The organism is Bradyrhizobium sp. USDA3010 (genome assembly GCF_056429065.1).
Genome location: NZ_JBWJZD010000031.1, coordinates 26,175 through 49,963, shown reverse-complemented (window position 1 = coordinate 49,963; position 23,789 = coordinate 26,175). Strand labels below are relative to the sequence as shown.

Sequence of the window (23,789 nt, the reverse complement as noted above, 5' to 3'; positions counted from 1 at the left end):
ATCAATGTTCAGCCCGGCCGCCCGCGCGACCATGCGCCGACGAAGCTCGGCAGCGCAAAGACGCCCTGCATTGCGACCACTTCGGCGCGCAAGCGCTCGGCGAAACTGTCCACCGCCAGATCCGCTTCGGTGGCGACGCCGAGCTTGACGATATGCGGCAGATTGCTGCGCAGGCCGCTCGCCATGTAGTCGTAGCCGTCGAAATCCACCCCGCCTCCGACCGGCGCAAACAGGCTCATGCGCGGCGCGGGAAGCCCGGCTGCGACGAAGGCGCCGTGCAACGACAATCCCATGCGGTTGTTCAGACCCGCCCGGTGGAACATCTCCTTCACAGTGCCCCACGCCTGCGACAGCAGCGGCGACGGCGGATCGGCGATCGGCCCCTCGCCCCAGTCGAGATCCTGGAACGCCACGATGCCATCGGGCTTGACGTGCCCGAGCAAGTGCCGAATGAGCGCCGCGGGATCCTTCACATAGATCAGCACGAGCCGGCCGACGACCGTATCGAAATCCCGGTCGAGCTCGATCGTGCTGATATCGCCGACCCGGAACGAGACCTGGCGGAGGCCGAGCGAGCGCGCCGTGCCCGCGGCTTCCTCAACAATGGCGGGGTTGCTGTCGACCCCGACGACCGCCCCGCTTTCGCCGACCAGGCCGGCGGCAATGAACGACACGTTGCCGGCGCCGCTTCCGACGTCGAGCACCTTCATGCCCCGCGAGAGCCCGGCCTCTTTCAGGAGTTGCCATGTGGACGCATCGTAGAGCTGCGACTGGCGCTTGAGCCTGTCGGTCTCCGCGGTCGAACGCCCCATCACATAGTTCGGATCGTAGCCGGACGTCTCTTGCATGGATCTACCCGCTTCGGTTCGTGAATGGAGGCGGCGGCGCCCGTGCTCACTCAGGCTGCAGGCCCGACAAGAAACCATGCAGATCCGCTGCAAAGCGCTGCTCGAACGCAATAGAGCGATGGGGTAAATGGCCGCATCCCTCATAGCGAACGATGTCGGCACGCGGATTGTCGTGCGCGAAGCGCGCATCGTGGTCCTCCAGCAACGCCGCTCCGCATCCGGGATCGGCCTGAACGATCCTGACCGGACAGAGGAATTCCCGCTCGGTCGGAATCGCCGCAAGAACCGAGGCCGCAACGTTTCCGTCCGCCCAGCACCGCCCATCTTGCCGCTGCAGCGCAGACGCATGGCTCAACAGATGACGGGAGCCGAAATGATCGCTGCCGATCCCGCCCATGGGCGTCGGAGAGTCTGCAAGGAACGCAAGGTAGGTGGCGAGTGGCGCGCGCGCCTGCTGCCACGCCGCCTGACGCGCGCTGACGATCGAAAACAGCTTTGGGAATGCCGATTTCTCCCACTCGCCCGGCTGGCCAAGATACCACGGCGGGTCCTCGAGGAAGGCGGCGCGCACATTGGCATCACCGCGCTGTGCCAGCACACCGGCAACGCAGCCGCCGAGTGCGTGCCCGACGATCACCGCCGGACGCCCGATTGCCGCCAATGCAGTCTCCGCGTCCGAGACATAATCGGCGAGCGCGTAGCTCGGGGCCCGATCCGAGTACCCGTGTCCCCGGAAATCCAGGGTCCAGACCCGATATCGATCCTTCAGCCGACCGCCGGTTTCCTGCCATGTGTCCCGGCTGAGCGACAGGCCGTGCAGAAACAGGATCGGTTCACCGTCCGGCGGGCCATCGACCGAAGCCGCAAGCCTGACGCCGTCATTGTCGAGCGTAATATCGGTCACCGAACATCTCCGTTGCGAAATACCATCAGCATCCGGCATCGGCCCGCCGGCTTGCAGTTCGGCATGAACTGCCGTCCAACCCTCAGCGTCCGATCTGCCGGAACTTGTCTGTGAGGCCGTCGAGATAACCGACCCAGGTCGCATTGATCGGCTGGTTCTCGATCAGCGCGTGAAAGCGGATCATCATGCAGATCAAAAAGAGCGGCTGGATGAATGCCGCGCGCACCGTCACCGCCAACAGGGCCGCGATGAAGACGGTGACCATGGCGCCATACTCCCTGACAGCCTCCGGCAACCAGACCGTCACCACGCCGGCGGGGACCAGCAGCAGCAGGCACAGCAGGATGCTCAGGATCCGCTCGACGATGACCATCCAGACCGACGTTGCCAGGATCGGCTTGGCGTTCTGGCAATAGTAGACCAGTCCGTCCTGGATGTTGCGCCTCGGATCGTCGCCGCCGCGCGCCAGGTCGTATGACAGCACCACCTTGTCCAGATAGCGCGTCGCGGCCGACAGGATGGTGTTGAGCAGACCGACGATCGCCTTCATGCCGGGCGCCGGCAGCCAATCGCCGAGCGTATCGAGCGCATTGTGAAACGCGCGGAGCACGGCACGGATCAGCGCGTTGAGCCCGAACAGGACCGCGACCTCGCCGAACCGGTCCATCACGATCCGGCGGCCGTAGGCGAACTGCCCTTCGCTGCCGTTGCCGACGCGGCCATGCGTGATCAGCTCGGTCAGCACGGCGACATGGCCGCAGGCGATCATGTGAAGCGTGTAGCGCAGGATGGCGCCCCAGATCCATCCGCCGAGCAACAGGATGCCAAGCAGCCAGCAATAGCCGAACACGCTGGCGACATGGGTGCCGAGCCAGACCGCGCCACCCACGGCGACCACCGCCCAGATGGCGCACGCCGCGGCAAAGGCCAGCAGCACGCCCCATCGCGCCAGCGCATAAGGCAGGGTCTCGAGCAACAGCTTCAGCGCGGTGCCAAGACCGTGATCGCGCACCAGCAGCGGGTAGGAGTGGGACGGTCCTTGAGACGGTCCCTGAGACAGTCCCGCAGCGTGCCAATCGGCTGAACCGCCGCGGCCGCCGCCATTGCTCAGGCTTATGTCAGACACGTGTTGCCTCTTGGGTTGCCATGATCGATCGAAATTGGATTCAAGGGGATCGTTGTTGCGGGATCAGCTCGACGCGGTGACTGATGCGGCAACCTGCCCAAGGGCAGCTTGTCCGCCGCAAACCAGGCGTCACAGCGCCAACACCTCGGGGCTGGCAGAGGGTTGGTCCGTTGGCGCTGTGAGCCGGCACAGCCGCGACATCGATCAGGGAGGAGCGGCCGATGTCGCGGCCAGCGATCATTGACCGGCGGCCGGCAACTCGGCGTAGTTGCCGTCCTTGTCGCGGCGGTAGACGACGTAGTCGATCAGGGTGATGTCACCCTTCGGCGTGTAGCTGATGTTGCCGAGCACGGTGTCCCAGTGTCCACTCTTGATGGTCGCCGCGATCTTCTTGGCGTCCGTGGTCTGGGCGCGGGTGACGGCCTGGCTCCAGATCTGGAAGGCGGCATAGCTGTAAAGCGTGTAGCCGTCCGGATCGATGCCCTTGTCCTTGAACTTCTTCAAGGTCGCGGACGCGCTCACCTTCTTGCGCGGATCGGGTGAGAAGGTGAACAGCGAACCCTCGGCAAGCGGACCCGCGATCGCGGCGAACTGCTTGTCGACCAAGGCGTCGCCGCCCATCAGCACGGCATTGACGCCCTGCTCGCGCATCTGGCGCAGAATCAATGCCGCCTCGGCGTAGTAGCCTCCGACATAGACGAAATCGATCGACTCCTTCTTGAAGCGGGACACCAGCGCGGCAAAATCCTTGTCGCCCTTGGTGTAGGCTTCATAGAGCTTTTCCTTCACGCCCGCCGCGTTGATGGCGTTCTTCGTTTCGTCGGCAAGGCCTTTGCCGTAGGTCGTCTTGTCGTGGATGATCGCGACGTTCTTGGTCTTGTAGTTCTTGATGATATAGGCGGCCGCGACCATGCCCTGCTGGTCATCGCGGCCGCAGACGCGGAACGTGTTCCACAGCCCGCGCTCGGTGAAGAGCGGGTTGGTCGAGCCCGGCGTGATCTGCAGCACGTTACCTTCGGCATAGGCGTCCGAGGCCGGAATCGAGGTCGACGAGCAGAAGTGCCCGACCACGAACGGAATCTTCGCGCCTGCCATCTTCTCGGCAACCGACACCGCCTGCTTCGGATCGCAGGCGTCGTCGCCGACTTCCAGCTTCAGCTTCTTGCCGAGCACGCCGCCCGCCGCATTGATGTCGGCGATGGCGAGGTCAGCACCGTTCTTGAACTGCTGACCGAAGCTCGCCTCCGAGCCGGTCATCGGCCCAACCACGGCAACACTGATATCCTGGGCCATGGCCGCGCCGGACAATGCCAGGCTCGTGCCAAGCGCAAGAAAGTATCCTCGAAGTGCAAACTTCATCATATTCTCCTCGATGGTCTCAAGTCGCCTCAATGCATCGCAATCGACTGGTATCGCCGGCCGCAACGATCACCGGGGGCTGCCTTGTATGCGCGCGATGAGCAGCAGGCTCGGACTGAGGCGACGGGGGATTGGACATATGCGACATTGGGCAACAATGTGAAACACGTTGCCGTGCATTGGCGCCTGGAATCGTCCTGTGTGCGCGTCAGCACACAGCTGATGGCTTGTTCGATCACGGCCGCACCAGCGGCTCGGACTCCGCCGGCTTGACGTCGGCTCCGACCGGTGGTGCTGCCACCTCAACAGCGCCTTTCAGCTCGATCTCGTAGTAACCGCCGACCTTGATCGCACCCCATTGCGTCGAGACCGCCAGATTGATTCGTTGTCGCGCCGGCAAATCGGCATCGGTGTGCCGGCGGGCGATGCCGCCCTGCGACAGGACCTCGATGTGGGACAGCCGAACGCCGTCCGCATTCCAGAAGTCGAAGTTGAGATGTTGCGGCAGCGGACGGCCGAACACCGCCATCTCTTTGAAGGCGAGCTCGACGTCGACATGGCCCGGCCCCGCCATGAAGCTGTAGTAATGACCGCGGATATCATTGGTGATGTTGGCGCGATTGACGCCGGCGCCGAGCACCGTCGGATGATGCGGATCGATGGACTGTGCCGATGCCGGGCCAGCCACCCCACCAAGGCAGAGAAGCAGGCGCACGGCCGGCTTCGCGAGGATCCTGGACTCGTTCGTCATGGCCGGAATGCGCCGGATGCTAGGTCGGATTCGGAACAAAGATGTCGTCGCGGTCATCGGAGAACAGCAAGGGCGTCGACCGCATGTCCGCGCCGAGATACGCCTCACCAGCCATCTGATAGTTGGCCGGTGCCAAGGCGAGGTGCTGGACGGCGGCATGGACGTCCCGCACGCAGCGTTCGAGCCCGCAGCTCACGTCCAGCGCGGACGAGCCGCCGGCACCGAACATCAGCTCGGTCGCCTGCTTGGCCGTGTTCGCCGCATGGGTCGAAGCCAGCCACAGCGTGGCGCGCTCGGCAACGCTGAGCACCCCGCCGGCACTGACGGCGTGCCACGCCTCTTCCAGCTTGCCGTAAAGGAAAGCCCGTCCCGAACCCAGCAAGGCCTCGGCGCGGCCGAGATCGGCCTGGATCAGCGCATCCTCCCGAAGCAGCTTGCGCGATCGCGATGCGATCTTTCGTCCGACAAGCTCGACCAGAATGTCGATCGCATGGCGGGCAATGCCGAGCGGCACGGCCGCAAGTGCCGCCCCGAACAGCGCGATAGTCGGAAACGCATAGAGCGGCCCCTGCTCCACCGGAGGTTCGCGAAACGAGAGCGACTGCGTGGATGGCACGAAGGCATCCGCGATCGCATAGTCATGGCTGCCCGTGCCGCGCAGCCCGATACTGTGCCAGGTGTCGAGAATCTCACATTGCGCGGTCGGAAACAGCATGAAGCGCATCACCGGGGTGCCGTCAGGGCGCAAGCGCGGTTGATCCCCGTCGAAGATCCGGCAATTGCCGATCATCCAGCCGGAGTGCTGGCAGCCGCTCCCGAGCGGCCAGCGGCCCGTGACGCGATAACCGCCATCGACGATCCTGGCGATGCCGAACGGCCGCAAGGCTCCCGCCGTCCGAACCAGCGGATCGCTGCCGTAGATGTCGCGCGCGGCGTCCTTCCCCAGATAGCCGCCGAACACGCCATAGGCGCCCCCGATGGCCATGCACCAGCCGGCGGCACCATCGGCGCGCGAGATCTCCTCGACCACCCGAACGAGAGTCATCGGGTCAGCCTCCTCGCCGCCGATGGCGCGCGGCAGCCATAGGCGGAAGAGCCCAGCCTCCGCCATCGCCTCCACCAGCGGGACAGGCAGCCGCCGCGACCGCTCGCTCTCCTGCATTGAGGCCTGCACTCGCGGCGCGAGCGCCGCGGCAGCATCGACGAACGACGAGGTGGTGTCTGTCATTGGTGGCTCACTGCATTGCTATCGGTGGATCGCCCGCGCAGGGCGATCACGGGGGGCCGCCTTTTAGGCGCCTCAGCGAAGCAAGGCTTGGACGGATGCGACCAGGATTGGGACGGATGCGACATCACACAACAATGTTCGCAATCATTGCATGGCCCTTGCCGGAGTTAATTCGGGTTCGGAACGAAGATGACAATCTTCAGGTCTCGCGACGGGGTGAAGTTCGTGTGCCGGACTTCGAAGCGCGTCGGTCCGGTCTTCTTGACGCCTTCGGCGCAGAAGCTCACAAAATTGTTGGGCTCGCCCTTGTCGACGGTGAGGTGAAAGTCGCCGATCGGCGCCGCCCAGTTGGCGCCGGTCGAGAGCACATAGGCAATCGACCGTTCACTGAACGGTGGATAGGGCGCGTGCCTGGTCGCACGCGCCCGCTCAATGGTGCGGGTCACGTCATCGTCGATGCAATATGAAGCGAGGAACTCTCGCGCTTCCGGATTGCTGCGCCAGTTGTCGGCGCCGATGATCGTCTGCACCGAGCCGCCGACGCTCGGACGATAGGTCTGCTCGAACGTGATCTCCCGACCAGCAGGGAAGGTCTGTGTCCAGGTATAGGCCGAGCGCAACGTCCAGGTCGGCACCAGATGATCCTGCATCGGGCCACCGGATCCGTAGGTCTCGATGGCGCCGACACCGAGCTTGACGAGCTCGGGCCAGTTCGATTTCGGCAACTTGTCGAGCAGCTCGCGCGCGGGTCCCCTGATCGGCATCAGCGGAATTCCGAGCTTCCGCAGCAGCGCCGTCTGATCCGCATCGTTCGCAAGCGCCGTCTGTTCGAGATGCGGCGCGGCCGCCTTGCCGTCGACCGCGACGTGGAAATCAAAGATGTTCTCGGGATCGTCGGTGGGGAGCCCGATATTCTCGTCCGCCTCCTTGCCGACGATGTCAGGCATCGGGAACGCGATCATGATCGTCTTGTCGGCGGCCGAGGTGTTGAAGAACCGATAGACGATCCGGATCTGTTTCTCGGAGATGAACAGATCCTCGGAACGCATCACGATGTCGGGGTCCTGCTTGAAGCGAAGCCCCCCTGTTTCCAGCGCGGCGGACGTGTCATTCGCTCGCGCGCACCAGGGCATCAGCCCGGCAAGCAGGACCAAAAAGGCGCGTTTGGCCATCGGAGGCATGGTCATTCCTTCTCTCTTGATTGGGGAGGAAACTCGCGGCAGTCAGTCGCATCCGTCCTTGACCGGGAAGAAATCGGAGACGTCGACGTGCGTCGTCTCGACCGGCAGCACGACCCAACTGTCCATCTCGAGATGACCGCAAAGCTTGACGACAGCGATCGATCTCCGGCCCTGCCAGGCCGTCACCGTGAAACCGATCGGGACAGCACTGCGCTCGAAAACATGCAGCTTGGCAATGCCGGTGGCAGCGCCGGCCGCAAGCGAGATCGTGATTTCGCCGGCGCCGGTGCCACCAGGCCGGATCGGCGATTGCCGCGGTGGTCCGAACGAGAGTTCGCCCCTGGCCGAGACCGCAACGGTCTGTTGGAACCCGTTCTCGATACTGAGCACAGGTTTCGCACCCGCGGCCTCAGTAGCGATCGGCGCTATTCCCGCTAGAAGGCAGAGAATCATCGGTGCTGATCGAATGCGTGAAGCCGACATAAGCGCAATCCTTCCTGAATGAGTGCGCCCAACACCCAACAGGTTCGCGACGGCCGCGATCTTTTCTCTTCAACATCACACGTCATGCCGGACGACAGGCTTGCGAGCGCACCGACGCGCCCTTAATGATCCGCTGCCGCGCACGACTTCCGATCGCCATGAAGATTGACAAGCGCCTTCTCGAACAATGTCGTTGGACGCTTCGATCCGCCGCGCTCGTTGCCATGGCGGTCATGGCGGCAGCCGCGACATCCGTACCCGACAGCGCAATCCGTTGGGATGCGAAGAATGCCTACCTCAAATGCGACGGCGCGGTCGACGGCACCATCGCCTGGCCCTCCAAACCGGAGGCAGCATGCGTCGCGATGCTGATGTGCGCGAATGAGCGAGCGCTGTCCGCAGAGCATCACCGGCGGCTGATCGAGCAGATCCGGCGGGTGCCCGGTTGCGGAGAGCCGTAAGGAGCGGTCGGGCCGTACAAGGGGGACTTCAGACGATCGGTCAGGAACGCCGCGGCACCGCGCGAATATCCGACGGCGTCACGCCGTAGTGCCGGCGGAAGGTGCGGTTGAAGTAGGACAGATCGCCGAACCCGACTTCGAACGCAATCGTGCCGATGGCGCTGCGGCTGTGGCGCGGATCGGTCAGCAGATGATACGCGCGCGCCAGGCGCTGGCCGAGCACAAATTCCGAGAATGTCGAACCCGCGCTCTCGAACAGCCGCTGGATATGGCGCGGCGTGAGCTTCAGGCGGGCGGCCACCGCGGGCAGCGTGAGGTCGCCATAGCTGAGATTGTCACTAATGTCGGCCTTGACCGCGGCAAGCCGGGCAGCCGCCAGTCCGCCGTCTTCCGCGGCAACCGCCGCATCCCGGTTGGCACCGATGATCAGCGCGCCGAGATCGAGCAGGTGCTTGACGACGGCGCCGCGCAACTCGGGAGTCGAAAGCTGGTAGCTGTCATCGAGCTCCCTGATGTAAAGCGCCAAGAGGCGCATCGCCTCGGTGTTCGCCGGCAAAGGGCGGATCAGCATGTCTTCAGGATCGTTGACCAGCGACGCGAGCGCCTTGCGCGGCAGCCGGAGACCGACGAAGCGACTCGGTGACACCGGGACCACCATGTTGGCGGCTTCCGCGCTCGACTGCAGCACGGCCTGGCCCGGGCCGAGCTCGATATCGCGGCCGCGCTGCGAGGCACGGGTGTTGCCGCTGGTGATGATCGTCAGCACCAGGTCGTCGGTGCCGTCGAGCAGTTCGCGCGGTCTTGCGATCTTGAGATTGCTGCACGCCCAGGATCCGATGCCGAGCCCGGACAATTCGCGCACATTGGCTTCGGCATGAAACGCGCTGTCGTCGAGCGGCTCCGGATCGAGCTTGACGATCATCCGCCCGATCTGCTCGCGAAAGATCGGCAAGCGGTCCCGCTCGCCGAAATGCGCGGTCGAGAACCGAAACCCTGTGATATCGCCCGACTGCATTGTCATCGGCTCGCCCTCATGGCGGCGGAGGTCGCCGTTCATATACGGCTGATTTGTGGCGGCGCATCGCGGAGCATGGGGGTCATGCAGCGCGGCTGCAAAGGCGAACCTTTCGCGGGTTCCGCCGATGCCTCGATCTGACAACTGTCAAGCGTCGCGCATGAGCTGCGCGAATACACAGTTTAGTGCCGCGTGCGCGAAGCTCATCTGACGTCGTGCGCGAAGTCCCGACCGGGGATAGAATTATCCTCGCTCGATAAACCCGAAGACGCCGTCCGCATTGGAGCGCGATAATTATAATTGACTGACCGGACGGTCAATAGTAATCCGGTCGCAGGTCACGCGACCCTCGGTCATCAGAAGCCGCAACGGGAGGTAATCATGGTCAGCGATTTGGTGTTGACCGATATCCGCGACGGATATCGCGTCCTGACGCTCAACAGGCCCGATCGCCTGAATTCATTCAGCGCCGAACTGCACACCGCCTTGCTGGCCGCATTGACGGACGCCGAGCAGGACAAATCCTGCCGCGCGCTGATCCTGACCGGGGCCGGACGCGGATTCTGCGCCGGCCAGGATCTTTCGGACGGCGTGTTCACGCCGGGGGAGACGCCGGATCTCTCCGTGCGAATTGAAAAATTCTACAACCCGCTGGTGCGCAAGCTGCGCAGCATCCCGATGCCGGTCGTGTGCGCGGTCAACGGCGTCGCGGCCGGCGCCGGCGCCAACGTCGCCTTTGCCTGCGACATCGTGATCGCCGCACGGTCGGCCAAGTTCATTCAGGCCTTCGCAAAGCTCGGCCTGGTCCCGGATTCCGGTGGCACCTGGTTCCTGCCGCGGCTGGTCGGACCTGCCCGGGCGCGTGCCTTGACCCTGCTGGCCGAGCCTGTCTCCGCAGAACAGGCGCAGTCATGGGGCATGATCTGGAAGATGGTTGAGGATGCGGATCTGATGACCGAGGCTCACACCCTCGCCGCCAACCTCGCGACTCAACCCACGGATGGCCTGGCACTGATCAAGCAGGCGCTCGATGCGTCCGAGACCAACACGCTCGACGCGCAGCTCGACCTCGAGCGCGATTTCCAGGGCCGCGCCGGGCGGACGCCGGATTTCGCTGAAGGAGTCACGGCCTTTCTCGAGAAACGCGCGCCGCGGTTCGTCGGACGCGTCTGGACGCAGAATTGAACATTCCGCCGCCAAAGCAAGACGCAACATAGATCACAGGTCAAAGGGTTCGATTTCGATGACACAGCCTCAATCCAGCGGCGCACGGACGGCAGACACCGTCATGAAACTCGACAGCTTCGTCCGTGGAAAATGGTCCGGCCCGGGCGAACCGGGCGCCGAGATTCACAGTGCCGTGACCGGCGATGTCGTAGCGCTCACGACCAGGAGCGATCTCGACATGCGCGAGATCCTGGCCTATGGCCGCACGGTCGGTGGCAAGAATCTCCGCAAGCTGTCGTTCCATCAGCGTGCGGGCCTGCTGAAGACGCTGGCCGACTATCTGAGCCAGCACAAGGACCGGCTCTACAGACTGTCGCTGCATGCGGGAGCAACCCGCACCGACGCCATGATCGACGTCGATGGCGGCATCGGTACGCTGTTCGCATATGCCAGCAAGGGACGACGCGAGCTTCCGAACACCAGATACCTGCTCGACGGCAACGTCGAGGGGCTCTCCAAGGGCGGCGCATTCGCCGGTCAGCACATCGTCACGCCGTTGCACGGCGTTGCCGTGCATATCAACGCATTCAACTTCCCGTGCTGGGGCATGCTGGAGAAGCTGGCGCCCGCATTGCTCGCCGGCGTTCCCGTCATCACCAAGCCCGCGACCGTCACCTCCTATGTCGCCTACGAGCTGGCGCGGATGATCACCGAATCCGGAGCACTGCCGGAAGGAGTGCTGCAGTTCATCGTCGGATCGACCGGCGACCTGTTCGACCATCTCACCTGCCAGGATGTAGTGTCCTTTACCGGCTCGGCCGACACCTCGCAGAAACTACAGCGGCATCCAGTCATCGCGCGCGAAGCGGTTAGGTTCATCGCCGAGCGGGATTCGCTCAACGCCGCGATCCTGGCGCCGGACGCCGTGCCGGGAAGCCCGGAGTTCGACCTCTTCATCAAGGAGGTGGCAAAGGAGATGACGGTCAAGGCCGGGCAGAAATGCACCGCGATCCGCCGCGCATTGGCGCCAGCAGCGCAGATCGACGCCGTCATCACGGCGCTGCGCGGGCGTCTCGCCAAGGTCACGATCGGCAATCCCGAGAACGAGAAGGTCAGGATGGGACCGCTGGTCGGCCTTGCCCAGCGCAGCGATGTGCTTGCTCACGTGGCGAGGCTTCACACCGAGGCCGAATTGGTGGCCGGCGATCCCGACAGCTTCCAGCTGGTCGACGCCGACGCGAAGCGCGGCGCGTTCATTCCGCCGCTGCTGCTGCATTGCGCGAAGCCGCTCGCCGCAACCGCGGTCCACGAGATCGAGGCGTTCGGGCCGGTCTGCACCGTGATGGGCTATGACGATCTCGACCAGGCCATCGCGCTGACCAATCGCGGTGGCGGCAGCCTGGTCGCATCGGTCTACACCCACGACATCCCGGCCGCGACCGAACTTGCGTTCGGCATCGGCAGCTTTCACGGCCGTGTCGCGATCATCGATCGCGACTGCGCGGCCGAGCACACCGGACACGGCTCGCCGATGCCGCAGATGGTTCACGGCGGACCCGGTCGCGCCGGCGGCGGCGAGGAACTCGGCGGCGTCCGCAGTCTCCACCACTACATGCAGCGCACCGCGTTGCAGGGCTCACCTCGCCTGCTGAGCGGCGTCACCGGCCGCTGGTTCAAGGGCAGCCCGGTGCTCGAGGGCGACCTGCACCCGTTCCGCTATCACTATGACGATCTCGAGATCGGCCGCACGCTGGTCTCGAAGGCGCGGCAGATCACGCTCGATGACATCGAGCACTTCGCGCATTTCACGGGCGACACCTTCTACGCCCATATGGACGAGGAAGCGACCAAGGGGCATCCGTTCTTCCCAGGCCGCGTCGCGCATGGCTATCTGCTGCTGTCGTTTGCGGCCGGCCTGTTCGTCGATCCCGACTACGGGCCGGTGCTGGCGAATTACGGCCTCGACAGCCTGCGCTTCGTCAAACCGGTCCAGCCAGGCGAACAGATCCAGGTGCGGCTGACCGCGAAGGAGAAGACGCCGCGCAACAAACAGTATGGCGAGGTGCGCTGGGACGTCGAGATCACGACCGGGACCGGCGAGACCGCGGCGACATATGAACTTCTGACGATGAACGCGATGCGGACGTAACGCGCAACTCAGAGCAACGCCGCCTGCCGGCTTCCGCCGGCGGGCTTTGCCTTGCTGCGTGGCCGACTGACGGCCGCATCCGCGGCACCCGCCAACACCAATTGCGCGACGAAGTCGGCATATTCGGCGCGGGTCATCGGCCCGCCCTCGCGAAACCACATATAATGCCAGTTCAGCATGCCGAAGACGCTCATTGTCAGCGGCTTGAGGACGCGCTTCTGCTTCGCCACCGGCACGGCCGCGGCGAGCGCATCCGACATGATCGCGACCAGGATCCGCTCGCTCGCAAGCAGCGGCTGCTGCTTGTCCTTCGGCAGCAGCTTGAGACTAGCAATCTGGACCTGATGCTCGGCGTCGGCATGCAGGTAGAGCTCGAGCAGGGTCGCAACGATCGTCCTGAAGCGCTCGACCGGATCGCCGGCCTGCGCGCTCGCCTTCCGGACCGCCGCCACCAGCTTCTCGAGATGCGAGGACAGGATATCGAACAGGATCGCCTCCTTGTCGGGATAATAGTGATAGAGCAACGCCTTCGAGACACCGCACGCATCCGCGATCGTGTTCATCGACGTGCCGACATAGCCCGATGCGGCAAACAGCTCGGCCGAGCGATGCAGCATCGAGAGGCGCTTGTCGTCGTAGTCCTTGGCACGCGATCGGGCCATGTCTTTCGGTTCCCTCGGCCGGGTATTCGGCTCTCGTCCAGAGATGTGAATCAAATGACGGCAAAATTCCGGGACCACCGCCCTGCTTGCGCCGGGCCGCGTCCGAACCAGCATTTATTGACCATCCGGTCGAATAATTCCATGGCTGAGTTGGAATGGCGCCTCTCCGGGCCGCTAGTCGAGCTTGAACGGCTCCGATCCGGGATGGGAGTGGGCGACGAACTCGCAGAAGGCGCGGGCCGCCGGTGAGAGCGTCGCGTTGCCCTTCCAGGCAAGCCCGACATCCATGGTATGGACGTCGTCATCAAGCGTCTTGAGCTCGATGCGATGTCCCTCGAGCGACCAGGGACGGTAGACCATGTCCGACAGGATGGTGATCCCCATCCCGGTCGCGACCATGCTGCGGACGGCCTCCACCGACAGGGTGCGGAAGATGACGTTGGGCACGTGCGCCGTATGTTGCCAGTAGCGCATTGCGGAGCGTTCGGCTTCGTCGACGGTCAACATCAGATAAGGCTCGCTCGCGAGGTCGGTCAGCTTGATGTTGTCCTTGCGCAGCAGCGGATGATTGACGCATGTCCACAAGCGACGCGCCGAGCGCAACAGCAGCCGCGAGCGAATGGAGTGCCGGTCATGCAGGTTCGCGATCAGCATGATGGCCGCATCGACGCTGCCGCTGATCAGGCTCTGCTCGATCGCATCACGTTGAAACTCGTGCAGCCGGACCGTGATGCCCGGGAAGGACCGCCAGAACCGCGTCAGCAACGGCGGCAGGAAATATCCGGCAACGGTATAGCTCACGGCCACGTCCACGGTGCCGTCGACCTGTGTCCCCCAGCGATGCGGCCCCCGCGTCGCATCCGACACGCTCGCCTCGATCGCGCGGGCGCGCTGCAAGAATTCGTGGCCGTCAAAAGTCAGCGTCACGCCGTTGGAATGGCGGTCGAACAATTTGCGGCCGAGTTCGGCCTCGAGGGCCTTGATCGACGACGTGACCGCCGATTGCGTCACGTTCAGAGCTGCCGCGGCCGCGGAAACGCGTCCGCTTTCCGCCGTCGCGATGAAGTGCCGAACCTGACGGAATGTCAGAGACATAAAAATTTCCGATATCAGCGAACGATATTTCGAATTTTACAATCCCGCGACGGAACGGAAAGATCAATCCGTCGGTTCCGGGTGAGAAGGCGTTGAGATGATGTCCGAAGGTTTGGAATTGGTCGCGCGCGGTGTCAGCGTCCAATTCGAAGGCCTGAAAGCGCTGTCCGACGTTACGCTGGCCGTGCCGCGGGGACATATCGCCGGACTGATTGGCCCCAATGGAGCCGGCAAAACCACTCTTATCAATGTATTGACCGGTTTCCAGCCGGTCGGCGCGGGCACTGTGGAGCTGGAAGGCGAACCACTCAACGGCATTGCAGCGCACATGCTGCGACGCAAAGGCGTGGCAAGGACATTCCAGTCAGGCCGGCTTTTCCGCGACCTGCCTGTCATGGACAACCTGGAAGTGACCGGCGTCGGCCTTGGTCAAGGCCGTCCCGACGCCATCAGCGAGGCCGAGCGGGTGATGGCCTGGCTCGGCATTTCGCATCTCGCCAACAGCATTGCCGGCGCGCTGCCCTATACGGACGAGCGCCGCGTTGCCATCGGCCGCGCCATCATGGGCACGCCGCGATATCTGCTGCTCGACGAACCGGCGGCAGGCATGTCGGAGCATGAGAGCCACGAGCTCGCCGCCATCATCCGCAGGATCGCATCCGAGCTCAATGTCGGCGTGCTGCTGATCGAGCACAATATCGGCCTCGTGCTGGAGCTCTGCGAGCGCATCTTCGTGCTCGATTCCGGCGAGATCATCGAAGTCGGACCGCCCGCCCAGATCCGCAACAGCGATGCCGTGCGGCATGCCTATATGGGCACGCAGCGCGACGAATTGGTTCCATCGGTCGCAGCCGAAGCGGCCGTGGCATCATGACCGCACTCGTCGTCGACGACATCACGGTCAGCTACGGGCGCCTCACGGCACTCCGCGGCGTGACATTGACGGTCGACGAAGGCGAAATCCTGTTCGTGACCGGCCCGAACGGTGCCGGCAAGTCGACGCTGCTCAACGCCATCGCAGGCGTCGTACCGCCGGGCTCCGGCTCCATCATGATCGACGGCGCAAGGATCACCGGTGCCGCGCCCGAAGACATCGCCCGGCGCGGGTTTTCGCTGGTGCCGGAAGGACGCAACGTCTTCGGCGCGCTGACGATCGAGGAGAACCTGAAGGTCGGCACCGGCATGCGCGCCGATCGCAAGACAATCGCCGGCGACCTGGATCGGGTCTACCAGGAATTCCCGATGCTGGCCGAGCGTCGCCACAGCCCGGCGGGCATCCTGTCCGGCGGCCAGCAGCAGATGCTGGTCATCGGCCGCGCGCTGATGGCAGCGCCCCGCATCATGGCGATCGACGAGCCCTCGCTGGGCCTCGCGCCGAAGATCATCGACCAGGTCTACGAGATCCTGCTGCGGCTGCGGGCCCAGCGCAAGCTCACGCTGCTGATCGTCGAGCAGAGCTCGACGCGCGCCATGATGACGGGCGGGCGGATGGTCCTGATCCGCGGCGGGCGCATCGTGCTCGAGGGCCCCGCGGCCGACATGGTCCGGGATGATCGCCTGAAGCAGACCTATTTCGGCTTCGGAGATCACTGAGATGCGCGAGCTGCTCCAGATCATCTTCGACGCGCTGAGCCTCGGCAGCCTCTATGCGCTGGGCGCGCTCGGCATCGCCCTGATCTTCGGCGTCATGCGGCTCGTCAACTTCGCCCACGGCGACTTCATCGCCTTTTGCGTCTTCGCCATGCTGTGGCCGTCGATCGATGCGGCGGCGATCATATTTGCCGGCCAGCTGCCGTTCTATCTTTTGATCCCGCTGCTGCTGCTGATCGGCGCCGGGCTGTCGATCCTGTCGGAGGTCGTCGTGTTCCGCCGCTTCCGCAACGCCAATCCGGCAACAATGATGATCGCGTCCTTCGCGCTCGGCTTCGTCATCCGGCATCTCCTGCTGATGCTGTTTTCCAGCCGGCCGAAGTCGATCACGCTGTGGCCGAGCCTCGGCCTGCCGGTCGAAGTCCTCGGCGCCCACATCCCGATGCTTCAGGTGGTGACGATCATCATCACGCTAGCCGTGCTTGTGATCCTCGTCCTGTTCCTGAAGCGCACGCGCTATGGGCTCGAGATGCGCGCGGCGGCCGATAATTTCACCATGGCGCGCATGCTCGGGGTCCGCGCCAACGGCGTGATCCTGCTGGCCTTCGCCATCAGCGGCATGCTGGCGGCGGCGATCGGCCTGATCCTGGCGACCAATTCCGGCACCGCCGACATCGGCATGGGCGCCAATGTGATGCTGATCGCGTTCATCGCGACCGTGATCGGCGGCCTCGGCAGCATACCCGGCGCCGTTGCCGCCGGCTTCCTGATCGGTGCGGCCAGCGTCGTGTTCCAGGCGACCTTGCCGCACGACGCCCGCGTGTTCCGGGACGCGTTCGTCTACGGCGCCGTCATCGTCGTCCTCCTGGTGCGGCCGCAGGGTCTGTTCGCACCGAAATCCGCCAAGCAGAGGGTCTGAATCGATGTCGCAGCGGCCGTCCGTCATCCGGCAAACGATCATCACGCCGATCGTGCTGATCGTGGCGCTGCTCATCATGGCCGCCCTCTCCTATCAGTTCGGCAGCCGGGCCTTCAATCGCACCGTGGTCGAGATGTTCATCAACATCATGGTGGTGGTCGGCCTCTACGTCTTCGTCGGCAATTCGGGCCTGCTGTCGTTCGGCCATATCAGCTTCATGTGCCTCGGCGCCTACATGACCGCCTGGCTCACCATTCCGCCCGTCATGAAGTCGATCACGCTCAAGGGCCTGCCGGCGTGGCTGCTCCATGCGCAACTGCCGATGTGGGTGGCGACGCCGATCTCCGGCCTGTTTGCAGCGTTGTTCGCGCTGATCGTCGGGCGCGTCATCATGCGCCTGTCGGGCATTGCCGCCTCGATTGCGACCTTCGGCCTGCTCGGCGTCATCAACAATGTCTATTCGAACTGGGATTCGGTGACGGGCGGACAGGGTTCGATCGTCGGCATTCCGCCCACCATGAACGTCTGGACCGCATGGATCGGCGGCGCCGTGGCCATCGCGATCGCCTATCTCTATTCGATCTCGCGCTCGGGGCTCGCGCTGCGCGCCACGCGCGACGAAGCGGTCGCCGCCAGCGCCTCCGGCATCGACATCGTCCGCGAACGGCTGATCGCCTTCGTCGTCAGCGCCTTCATCATCGGGCTCGCCGGCGCGCTGTACGCGCACTTCCTGAGCATCGTCAATCCCGGCGCATTCTATCTGCGGACCACCTTCATCACGCTGTCGATGCTCGTGGTCGGCGGCATGTACAGCCTCAGCGGCGCGGTCTCGGGCGTGGTCGCGATATCGGTGCTGATCGAGCTGTTCCGTGATCTCGAAAGGGGCATCAGCCTGGGGGGGCACACCGTCGGCCTGCCGAACGGCGTCCAGGAGATCGCGATCGGCATCATCACCATCGTGATCCTGATGTACCTGCCGACGGGATTGACCCGCAACCGGGAGTTCTCCTGGCGCCGATGGCCGTTGCAGCGGCGCCTGACCCGGCCGGTCCAGACCGCACTGAAGGAACTGCACTGACGCTCGTTTGTAAAATTGGAGGAGTGGCATATGCGCTTTACGACATTACTCGGCATTCTGGCCGGAGCATCCGCGCTCTGGTTCACACCGGCCCAGGCGGCCGACGAGATCGTCGTTGGTTTTGCGACCGCGGCATCCGGATTCATGCAAGCCTATGACAAGCCGGCGCAGGACGCGGCGCTGATCCGGATCGATGAGATCAACAAGGCCGGCGGTCTGCTCGGCAAGAAGATCAAGCCGGTGTTTGCCGACACCAAGACCGATCAGGCCGAAGGCGCCAAAGCCGGTCTTGCGGTACTCGACCAGGGCGCCGACCTCGTGATCGTCTCGTGTGACTACGATTTCGGCGCGCCCGCGGCGCTGCAGGCGCAGGCCGCCGGCAAGGTTTCCTTCTTCCTCTGCGCGGAATCGGTCAAGGCCGGCATCCCCGGCGTCGGCCCGTTCTCGTTCTCGGCCTCGGTGCTGGCACCGGTGCAGGGCGCAACCATGTCGGAATGGGCGTACACCAAGAAGAACGCGCGCAGCTTCTATCGGCTGCTCGACAGCTGGACCGTCTACAACAAGGGCATTTGCGACGGCTTCGACTGGATGCTGCCGCGCCTGAAGGAGGCCAAGCTGGTCGGCAGCGACACCTTCAAGAACGACGATGCCTCGATCGCTTCGCAGATCACGCGGATCAAGAGCCTGCCGAAGGAACCCGACGCCATCATGCTCTGCACGATGATGCCGGGCGCCGTCTCCGCCATCAAGCAGATCCGCGCCGCCGGCATCAAGTCGATGATCCTCAACGGCTCGGGCGTCGACGGCAGCTACTGGATCAACGCCGTTCCGGATCTGTCGAACTTCTATGTTCCCGTGCAGGGCTCGGTCTACGGCGACGATCCGAACCCGAAGGTCAACGAGTTCAACAAGAAGTACAAGGAAGTCACGGGCGGCGACCCGTCCAGCCAGTACGTCTATCCGGGCTACGTCCTGATCGATGTCTGGGCCAAGGCGGTCGAACGCGCCAAATCGACCGATGCGGCAGCCGTCGTCGCCGAGCTCGAGAAGATGAAAGACGAGTCCACGCTGTTCGGGCCGCGCACCTTCACCAAGGACATCCACCACCAGAACCAGGGCCGTTACCTGATCGTCGACACCGAGGCCGGCAAGCCGAAGGTGATCGACCAGTGGACGATCTCGGAAAAGATCCCGCTCGATTATCTGGTGTCCAAGTAACCCGGCAACGCGCCGCTCCGGGTGCGCCAGACGCACCCCGGGGCGGCCGCGACGGTCGTATGCAAAGCCAGTTGGAAGGAACTCAGGAGATGGTCGTGATCAACTGCGACATGGGCGAGGCCTACGGCCTCTACAAGATGGGCGACGACAAGGCATTGATGCCCCATATCGACGTCGCCAACGTCGCCTGCGGCTTTCATGCCTCCGACTTCAACCACATGCGCAAGACCGTGCAGCTCGCCAAGCAATTCGGCGTCAAGGTCGGCGCGCATCCCTCGTTGCCCGATCTGCAGGGATTTGGCCGCCGGGAGATGAAGATCGGCCGCGAGGAGTTGACCAACTGCCTGCTCTACCAGATCGGCGCCCTCAAGGCGTTCCTGGATGCCGAAGGCATGGCGCTTAATCATATCAAGCCGCACGGTGCGCTCTACGGCATGGCGTCGCGCAACGAGGACATCGCCGAAGCTGTGGCTGACGCCGCCGATGTCTACAAGGTGCCGCTGCTCGGCATGAAGGGAACGCTGCACCAGCAGGTCTATGAGCGCCGCGGCCACGCCTTCGTCGCCGAATACTACGCCGACCTCGACTACAATGCCGACGGCAGCCTGATCATCACCCGCGAGCACGAGGCGAAGGACCCGGCCGACGCCGCCACCCGATGCGCGAGAGCCGTCAACGAGGGCAAGACGCGTACGGTGGCCGGAAACGACATCGTGGTCGGCGCTGATTCGATCTGCATTCACTCCGACACGCCGAACGCCGTCGCCATCGCGGAGGCCGTCCGCGAAGCGGTTCGTCCCTATCTCACCGCACGCTGAGCCGTCGCGGCAAAAAACCAACGATCCACGAGGAAACCATGGCAACGCAGCAGATCTTCTCGCCGCTCCCGGGCATCTTTTACCGCAAGCCCGCCCCCGACAAGCCGGTCTACAAGAACGACGGCGACGTCGTCGCGGAGAGCGACACGATCGGACTCATCGAGGTGATGAAATCGTTCAACGAGGTGAAGGCCGGCGCCGCCGGCAAGATCGTTCGCTTCCTGGCCGAGAACGAGGATGCCGTGATGGCCGGCCAGCCGATCGCCGAAATCGACGTTTGAGCCCCCGACCAGCCATGGCGATCAAGAAGCTCCTCATAGCCAACCGCGGCGAGATCGCGGTGCGCATCATCCGCGCAGCGCGCGATCTCGGCATTGCGACGGTCCAGGTCTACAGCAAGGCCGACAAGGATTCGCTCGCGGTGAGATCAGCCGACGAGTCGGTCGATATCGGTCCGCCGCAGGCGTCAAAATCCTACCTCAACCAGGCGGTCATCCTCGCTGCTGCGCAGAGCACCGGTGCCGACGCCATTCATCCCGGATACGGCTTCCTGGCCGAGAATGCGGAGTTCGCGGCCGCGGTCGAAGCGGCCGGATTGATCTTCGTCGGCCCGACCGCGCAATCGATCCGGCTGATGGGCGACAAGGTCGCGGCGCGCGAGGCCGCCGCCTCGGCCGGCGTACCGACCGTCCCCGGCAGCCAGGGGCGGCTGGAGTCGGCGGACGCTGCCTTCGCGCTGGTCGAGAAAACCGGTTTCCCTGTCATGATCAAGGCCGCCGCCGGCGGCGGCGGACGCGGCATTCGCATCGCGCGGTCCACCGAGGAATTTCATCACCTGATGCCGCAGGCGCAGGCCGAGGCGCTCGCGGCCTTCGGCGACGGCGGGCTCTACGTCGAGAAGCTGATCGAGGGCGCACGGCACATCGAGGTCCAGGTGCTCGGCGATGGACGCGACGTGATCCATTGCTTCGAGCGCGAATGCTCGTTGCAGCGGCGCCGCCAGAAGGTCTGGGAAGAAGCCCCCTCGCCCTCACTCACCCAGGCGGTGCGTGAAAAGCTCTGCACGTCCGCCGTGGCGCTGGCCAAGGCGGTCAACTACCGTGGCGCCGGAACGCTGGAATATCTCTACGACGACAGGACCGGCGAATTCTACTTCCTCGAGATGAACACCCGCATCCAGGTCGAGCATCCCGTCACCGAAATGGTCACCGGCATCGACCTCGTGTGCGAGATGATACGGATCGCCGGCGGTGAGCCGTTGCGCATCCAGCAGGACGCGGTGCGCGTCAGCGGCCATTCGATCGAGGTCCGCATCAACGCCGAGGACCCCGCCAGGAATTTCATGCCCAATCCGGGTACGGTGAGCGCGCTCAGTGTGCCCGGCGGCGATGGCGTGCGTTTCGACAGCATGCTCTATCAGGGCTACACGGTGCCTCCGTTCTACGACAGTCTGCTCGGCAAGCTGATCGTGCACGACAAGGATCGGCCAAGCGCCATCAGACGGCTCGAGCGCGCGCTTGCCGAGCTCAGCGTCGAGGGCATTTTCACGACAAAGCCCCTGCACCAGGCGCTGGCGCGCGACGTCGACGTCAAGGCCGGACGCTTCCATACGGCTTGGCTCGAACCGTGGCTGGAGTCCCATGCCGCCGGCCTTGCCACCGCTCAGCCGCCATCGGCCGTGAAGGTCGCGCCATGATGGCAAGAGAATCCGCCCCGTCAGCAACAGGAGGCCGCTAGTCATGCAAACCCGATTTTCCTTCGGCGGCGACGAGCACATTTTCGCCGAGGTCGGCGAAGCGATGTCGCTCGAGGCCTTTTTCAAGAGCCTCTTCATCACCAATGCGGTGCGCGACGCCAAGATCAAGGGCGTCACGGAAATCTGTCCGGCAAATGCGTCCTATCAAGTCAAGTTCGATCCTGATCAGATCAAGCCCGACGATCTGCTGACCGAGCTGAAGCGGCTGGATTCCGCATCCGAGAAATCGGAGCCGGTGATCAAGACGCGGATCATCGAGATTCCCGTGCTGTACAACGACCCCTGGACGCACGAGACGTTGATGCGCTTCCGCGAGCGTCATCAGGATCCGAACGGGACCGATCTCGAATACGCCGCGCGCATCAACGGCCTCGATAGTGTCGACGCCTTCATCAAGGCGCATTCCAGCGCGCCTTGGTTCGTCTCGATGGTCGGCTTCGTCGCCGGCCTGCCCTTCCTCTACCAGATGGTCGAGCGCAAGCGGCAGCTTCAGGCGCCGAAATATCTGCGCCCGCGCACCGACACGCCGAAGCTCACTGTCGGACATGGCGGCTGCTTCAGCTGCATCTACTCGGTGCGCGGCGCCGGCGGCTATCAGATGTTCGGCATCACGCCGATGCCGATCTATGATCCCAACCAGAACATCAGCTATTTGCGCGACTTCATGTGCCTGTTCAAACCGGGCGACATCGTGAAATGGAAGCCGATCGACCGGGCGGCCTATGACGCGGCAGTCGCCGACGTCGACGCCGGCCGCTTTGCGCCTGTGATCCGCGACGTCTCGTTCTCGCTGACCGAGTTCAACCGCGACGTTGATGCCTACAACGCCAAGCTCGATGGAGTTCTCCATGGCCGTTAAGGTTTTGAAGCCGGGTCTTGCGACCACCGTCCAGGACCTCGGACGTCCGGGCTATTATCATATCGGCATCCCGCTCTCCGGCGGCATGGACCGTCACGCGCTGGTCGCAGCCAATTTGCTGGTCGGCAACGACGCCGGCGCTGCCGTGCTCGAGGCCGTGTTCATGGGACCCGAGCTCGAATTCACCGCGGACGCGACCGTCGCGATCACCGGCGCGGAGCTACCGCCGAAACTCGACGGCGAGCCGCGCGAAACCTGGACCAGCTTCAGGGTGAAGCGCGGCCAGATACTCTCCTTTGACTTCCTCAAGCAGGGTGCGCGCGGCTACATCGCGGTCGCCGGCGGCATCGACGTGCCCGTCGTCCTCGGCTCGCGCTCGACCTACGCGCTTGGCGCGCTCGGCGGCTTCAAGGGCCGCAAGCTCGAGGCCGGCGACGAACTGCCAATCGGCAGTACCGCCGCGACGGGCAAGGATGGACGGACCGTCGCCAGGGATTTGCGCGGGCAACCGGCGGGAATGCCGACGGAACTGCGCGCCATGCCCGGTCTCTACTGGCACCGCATCACCGAGGCGGCCGGCAACGGCTTCTTCTCCGACACCTGGAAGGTCGCGCCGGAAGCCGACCGGATCGGCTACCGCTTCAGGGGCGGCAAGCCGCTCGAATTCGTTCCGCGCGAACCGCCGTTCGGCGCCGGCTCCGACCCGTCCAACATCACCGATGCCTGCTATCCCTACGGCTCGATCCAGGTTCCCGGCGGCACCGAGCCGATCGTGCTGCATCGTGATGCAGTCTCCGGCGGCGGCTACTTCATGGTCGGGACCGTGATCGCCGCGGACATGGATCTGATCGGCCAGCTGCAACCCAACACGCCGGTGAAGTTCGTCAAGGTCGACATGAACCAGGCGCTTGCGGCCCGCAAGAGCCGGTTGGAATTGCTGGGCAAGCTGCACAACGCGCTGGCGTAGCCGCCGGCGGCCGCTCCCTATCCGCCAAAGACCGCGGCCACCAATCGGGGTGACCGCGCGTATTCCAGGCTTCAGGGCCGTCGGTTGCGGCCTCTCGCGCCCGATCTCGACGTCACCTCGAGCTCTGCACCTGTCGGCACGAGAGTTGCAACGAA

24 protein-coding genes are annotated in these 23,789 nt (G+C 64.3%); 13 read left to right on the top strand and 11 right to left on the bottom strand.

Going from position 1 to position 23,789, the window contains the following annotated elements; genetic code table 11:
- Positions 1-8 precede the first annotated feature (8 nt).
- The 8 genes from AC066Y_RS33655 to AC066Y_RS33620 all read right to left on the bottom strand — a co-directional run bounded on the left by AC066Y_RS33655 (position 9) and on the right by AC066Y_RS33620 (position 7,787).
- Positions 9-848, bottom strand: coding sequence for a class I SAM-dependent methyltransferase (locus tag AC066Y_RS33655; protein WP_478277628.1), 840 nt, complete (start codon positions 846-848; stop codon positions 9-11).
- A gap of 46 nt (positions 849-894) precedes the next feature.
- A complete protein-coding gene (locus AC066Y_RS33650; RefSeq protein WP_478277627.1) occupies positions 895-1,752 on the bottom strand; it encodes an alpha/beta fold hydrolase in 858 nt (285 codons plus the stop codon).
- Between the two features lie 82 nt (positions 1,753-1,834).
- Positions 1,835-2,878 (bottom strand): hypothetical protein, encoded by a 1,044-nt coding sequence (locus AC066Y_RS33645; protein ID WP_478277626.1) that lies wholly within the window; start codon positions 2,876-2,878, stop codon positions 1,835-1,837.
- A 237-nt stretch (positions 2,879-3,115) separates the two neighbouring features.
- Positions 3,116-4,237, bottom strand: a complete 1,122-nt coding sequence (locus tag AC066Y_RS33640; protein ID WP_478277625.1) for a branched-chain amino acid ABC transporter substrate-binding protein — start codon at positions 4,235-4,237, stop codon at positions 3,116-3,118.
- Positions 4,238-4,472: 235 nt separating this feature from the next.
- Positions 4,473-4,988 (bottom strand): hypothetical protein, encoded by a 516-nt coding sequence (locus AC066Y_RS33635; RefSeq protein ID WP_478277624.1) that lies wholly within the window; start codon positions 4,986-4,988, stop codon positions 4,473-4,475.
- A gap of 19 nt (positions 4,989-5,007) precedes the next feature.
- Positions 5,008-6,216, bottom strand: a complete 1,209-nt coding sequence (locus AC066Y_RS33630) for an acyl-CoA dehydrogenase family protein (protein ID WP_478277623.1) — start codon at positions 6,214-6,216, stop codon at positions 5,008-5,010.
- A gap of 167 nt (positions 6,217-6,383) precedes the next feature.
- Positions 6,384-7,403 (bottom strand): DUF4424 domain-containing protein, encoded by a 1,020-nt coding sequence (locus AC066Y_RS33625; RefSeq protein ID WP_478277622.1) that lies wholly within the window; start codon positions 7,401-7,403, stop codon positions 6,384-6,386.
- A 36-nt stretch (positions 7,404-7,439) separates the two neighbouring features.
- Positions 7,440-7,787 carry a hypothetical protein gene (locus AC066Y_RS33620; RefSeq protein WP_478277621.1) on the bottom strand — a complete coding sequence of 116 codons (348 nt, stop codon included), beginning with the start codon at positions 7,785-7,787 and terminating at the stop codon, positions 7,440-7,442.
- Between the two features lie 251 nt (positions 7,788-8,038).
- Between AC066Y_RS33620 and AC066Y_RS33615 the strand changes: the two genes are divergently transcribed.
- Positions 8,039-8,341 carry a hypothetical protein gene (locus AC066Y_RS33615; RefSeq protein ID WP_478277620.1) on the top strand — a complete coding sequence of 101 codons (303 nt, stop codon included), beginning with the start codon at positions 8,039-8,041 and terminating at the stop codon, positions 8,339-8,341.
- Between the two features lie 40 nt (positions 8,342-8,381).
- Here AC066Y_RS33615 and AC066Y_RS33610 read toward each other — a convergent pair whose 3' ends face one another.
- Positions 8,382-9,362 carry an AraC family transcriptional regulator gene (locus tag AC066Y_RS33610; RefSeq protein ID WP_478277619.1) on the bottom strand — a complete coding sequence of 327 codons (981 nt, stop codon included), beginning with the start codon at positions 9,360-9,362 and terminating at the stop codon, positions 8,382-8,384.
- Positions 9,363-9,737: 375 nt separating this feature from the next.
- Between AC066Y_RS33610 and paaG the strand changes: the two genes are divergently transcribed.
- Positions 9,738-10,541, top strand: coding sequence for a 2-(1,2-epoxy-1,2-dihydrophenyl)acetyl-CoA isomerase PaaG (paaG, locus tag AC066Y_RS33605; protein ID WP_478277618.1), 804 nt, complete (start codon positions 9,738-9,740; stop codon positions 10,539-10,541).
- A gap of 103 nt (positions 10,542-10,644) precedes the next feature.
- A complete protein-coding gene (gene paaZ, locus AC066Y_RS33600) occupies positions 10,645-12,672 on the top strand; it encodes a phenylacetic acid degradation bifunctional protein PaaZ (RefSeq protein WP_478277617.1) in 2,028 nt (675 codons plus the stop codon).
- Positions 12,673-12,680: 8 nt separating this feature from the next.
- On the opposite strand, the gene AC066Y_RS33595 is transcribed toward paaZ, so the two are convergent.
- Together AC066Y_RS33595 and AC066Y_RS33590 are read right to left on the bottom strand one after the other, a co-directional pair.
- The gene (locus tag AC066Y_RS33595) at positions 12,681-13,334 is read right to left on the bottom strand and encodes a TetR/AcrR family transcriptional regulator (protein WP_478277616.1); all 654 of its coding nucleotides are present in this window, start codon (positions 13,332-13,334) and stop codon (positions 12,681-12,683) included.
- 174 nt (positions 13,335-13,508) lie between these two features.
- On the bottom strand, positions 13,509-14,429 hold the full coding sequence (locus AC066Y_RS33590; protein ID WP_478277615.1) for a LysR substrate-binding domain-containing protein: 921 nt from the start codon (positions 14,427-14,429) through the stop codon (positions 13,509-13,511).
- Positions 14,430-14,529: 100 nt separating this feature from the next.
- On the opposite strand from AC066Y_RS33590, the gene AC066Y_RS33585 reads away from it, so the two are divergent.
- The 10 genes from AC066Y_RS33585 to AC066Y_RS33540 all read left to right on the top strand — a co-directional run bounded on the left by AC066Y_RS33585 (position 14,530) and on the right by AC066Y_RS33540 (position 23,634).
- Positions 14,530-15,303: an ABC transporter ATP-binding protein gene (locus AC066Y_RS33585; protein ID WP_478277614.1), complete on the top strand. Its 774-nt coding sequence runs from the start codon at positions 14,530-14,532 to the stop codon at positions 15,301-15,303.
- A complete protein-coding gene (locus tag AC066Y_RS33580) occupies positions 15,300-16,022 on the top strand; it encodes an ABC transporter ATP-binding protein (RefSeq protein ID WP_478277613.1) in 723 nt (240 codons plus the stop codon). Before AC066Y_RS33585 ends, AC066Y_RS33580 begins: the two co-directional genes overlap by 4 nt.
- A 1-nt stretch (position 16,023) precedes the next feature.
- Positions 16,024-16,938, top strand: coding sequence for a branched-chain amino acid ABC transporter permease (locus AC066Y_RS33575; RefSeq protein ID WP_478277612.1), 915 nt, complete (start codon positions 16,024-16,026; stop codon positions 16,936-16,938).
- 4 nt (positions 16,939-16,942) lie between these two features.
- A complete protein-coding gene (locus AC066Y_RS33570) occupies positions 16,943-18,016 on the top strand; it encodes a branched-chain amino acid ABC transporter permease (RefSeq protein ID WP_478277611.1) in 1,074 nt (357 codons plus the stop codon).
- 30 nt (positions 18,017-18,046) lie between these two features.
- On the top strand, positions 18,047-19,234 hold the full coding sequence (locus AC066Y_RS33565) for an ABC transporter substrate-binding protein (protein ID WP_478277610.1): 1,188 nt from the start codon (positions 18,047-18,049) through the stop codon (positions 19,232-19,234).
- Between the two features lie 89 nt (positions 19,235-19,323).
- On the top strand, positions 19,324-20,052 hold the full coding sequence (locus AC066Y_RS33560) for a LamB/YcsF family protein (RefSeq protein ID WP_092124377.1): 729 nt from the start codon (positions 19,324-19,326) through the stop codon (positions 20,050-20,052).
- A gap of 38 nt (positions 20,053-20,090) precedes the next feature.
- Positions 20,091-20,333, top strand: coding sequence for an acetyl-CoA carboxylase (locus AC066Y_RS33555; protein ID WP_021082329.1), 243 nt, complete (start codon positions 20,091-20,093; stop codon positions 20,331-20,333).
- A 14-nt stretch (positions 20,334-20,347) separates the two neighbouring features.
- A complete protein-coding gene (locus tag AC066Y_RS33550; RefSeq protein ID WP_478277609.1) occupies positions 20,348-21,748 on the top strand; it encodes an acetyl-CoA carboxylase biotin carboxylase subunit in 1,401 nt (466 codons plus the stop codon).
- Positions 21,749-21,791: 43 nt separating this feature from the next.
- A complete protein-coding gene (locus AC066Y_RS33545; RefSeq protein WP_478277608.1) occupies positions 21,792-22,667 on the top strand; it encodes a 5-oxoprolinase subunit B family protein in 876 nt (291 codons plus the stop codon).
- Entirely contained in the window at positions 22,657-23,634 is a 978-nt protein-coding gene (locus AC066Y_RS33540; protein ID WP_478277607.1) for a 5-oxoprolinase subunit C family protein, read from the top strand. Before AC066Y_RS33545 ends, AC066Y_RS33540 begins: the two co-directional genes overlap by 11 nt.
- Positions 23,635-23,789 lie beyond the last annotated feature (155 nt).

What these genes read in the sequence shown, in the direction of transcription:
- AC066Y_RS33615 (WP_478277620.1), top strand. Translation starts at nt 8,039, where the DNA reads ATGAAGATTGACAAGCGCCTTCTCGAACAATGTCGTTGGACGCTTCGA.
- AC066Y_RS33590 (WP_478277615.1), bottom strand. Translation starts at nt 14,429, where the DNA reads ATGTCTCTGACATTCCGTCAGGTTCGGCACTTCATCGCGACGGCGGAA.
- AC066Y_RS33610 (WP_478277619.1), bottom strand. Translation starts at nt 9,362, where the DNA reads ATGACAATGCAGTCGGGCGATATCACAGGGTTTCGGTTCTCGACCGCG.
- AC066Y_RS33555 (WP_021082329.1), top strand. Translation starts at nt 20,091, where the DNA reads ATGGCAACGCAGCAGATCTTCTCGCCGCTCCCGGGCATCTTTTACCGC.
- AC066Y_RS33580 (WP_478277613.1), top strand. Translation starts at nt 15,300, where the DNA reads ATGACCGCACTCGTCGTCGACGACATCACGGTCAGCTACGGGCGCCTC.
- AC066Y_RS33540 (WP_478277607.1), top strand. Translation starts at nt 22,657, where the DNA reads ATGGCCGTTAAGGTTTTGAAGCCGGGTCTTGCGACCACCGTCCAGGAC.
- paaZ (WP_478277617.1), top strand. Translation starts at nt 10,645, where the DNA reads ATGAAACTCGACAGCTTCGTCCGTGGAAAATGGTCCGGCCCGGGCGAA.
- AC066Y_RS33560 (WP_092124377.1), top strand. Translation starts at nt 19,324, where the DNA reads ATGGTCGTGATCAACTGCGACATGGGCGAGGCCTACGGCCTCTACAAG.
- AC066Y_RS33545 (WP_478277608.1), top strand. Translation starts at nt 21,792, where the DNA reads ATGCAAACCCGATTTTCCTTCGGCGGCGACGAGCACATTTTCGCCGAG.
- AC066Y_RS33640 (WP_478277625.1), bottom strand. Translation starts at nt 4,237, where the DNA reads ATGAAGTTTGCACTTCGAGGATACTTTCTTGCGCTTGGCACGAGCCTG.
- AC066Y_RS33570 (WP_478277611.1), top strand. Translation starts at nt 16,943, where the DNA reads ATGTCGCAGCGGCCGTCCGTCATCCGGCAAACGATCATCACGCCGATC.
- AC066Y_RS33575 (WP_478277612.1), top strand. Translation starts at nt 16,024, where the DNA reads ATGCGCGAGCTGCTCCAGATCATCTTCGACGCGCTGAGCCTCGGCAGC.
- AC066Y_RS33585 (WP_478277614.1), top strand. Translation starts at nt 14,530, where the DNA reads ATGTCCGAAGGTTTGGAATTGGTCGCGCGCGGTGTCAGCGTCCAATTC.
- AC066Y_RS33625 (WP_478277622.1), bottom strand. Translation starts at nt 7,403, where the DNA reads ATGACCATGCCTCCGATGGCCAAACGCGCCTTTTTGGTCCTGCTTGCC.
- paaG (WP_478277618.1), top strand. Translation starts at nt 9,738, where the DNA reads ATGGTCAGCGATTTGGTGTTGACCGATATCCGCGACGGATATCGCGTC.
- AC066Y_RS33630 (WP_478277623.1), bottom strand. Translation starts at nt 6,216, where the DNA reads ATGACAGACACCACCTCGTCGTTCGTCGATGCTGCCGCGGCGCTCGCG.
- AC066Y_RS33595 (WP_478277616.1), bottom strand. Translation starts at nt 13,334, where the DNA reads ATGGCCCGATCGCGTGCCAAGGACTACGACGACAAGCGCCTCTCGATG.
- AC066Y_RS33655 (WP_478277628.1), bottom strand. Translation starts at nt 848, where the DNA reads ATGCAAGAGACGTCCGGCTACGATCCGAACTATGTGATGGGGCGTTCG.
- AC066Y_RS33635 (WP_478277624.1), bottom strand. Translation starts at nt 4,988, where the DNA reads ATGACGAACGAGTCCAGGATCCTCGCGAAGCCGGCCGTGCGCCTGCTT.
- AC066Y_RS33565 (WP_478277610.1), top strand. Translation starts at nt 18,047, where the DNA reads ATGCGCTTTACGACATTACTCGGCATTCTGGCCGGAGCATCCGCGCTC.
- AC066Y_RS33550 (WP_478277609.1), top strand. Translation starts at nt 20,348, where the DNA reads ATGGCGATCAAGAAGCTCCTCATAGCCAACCGCGGCGAGATCGCGGTG.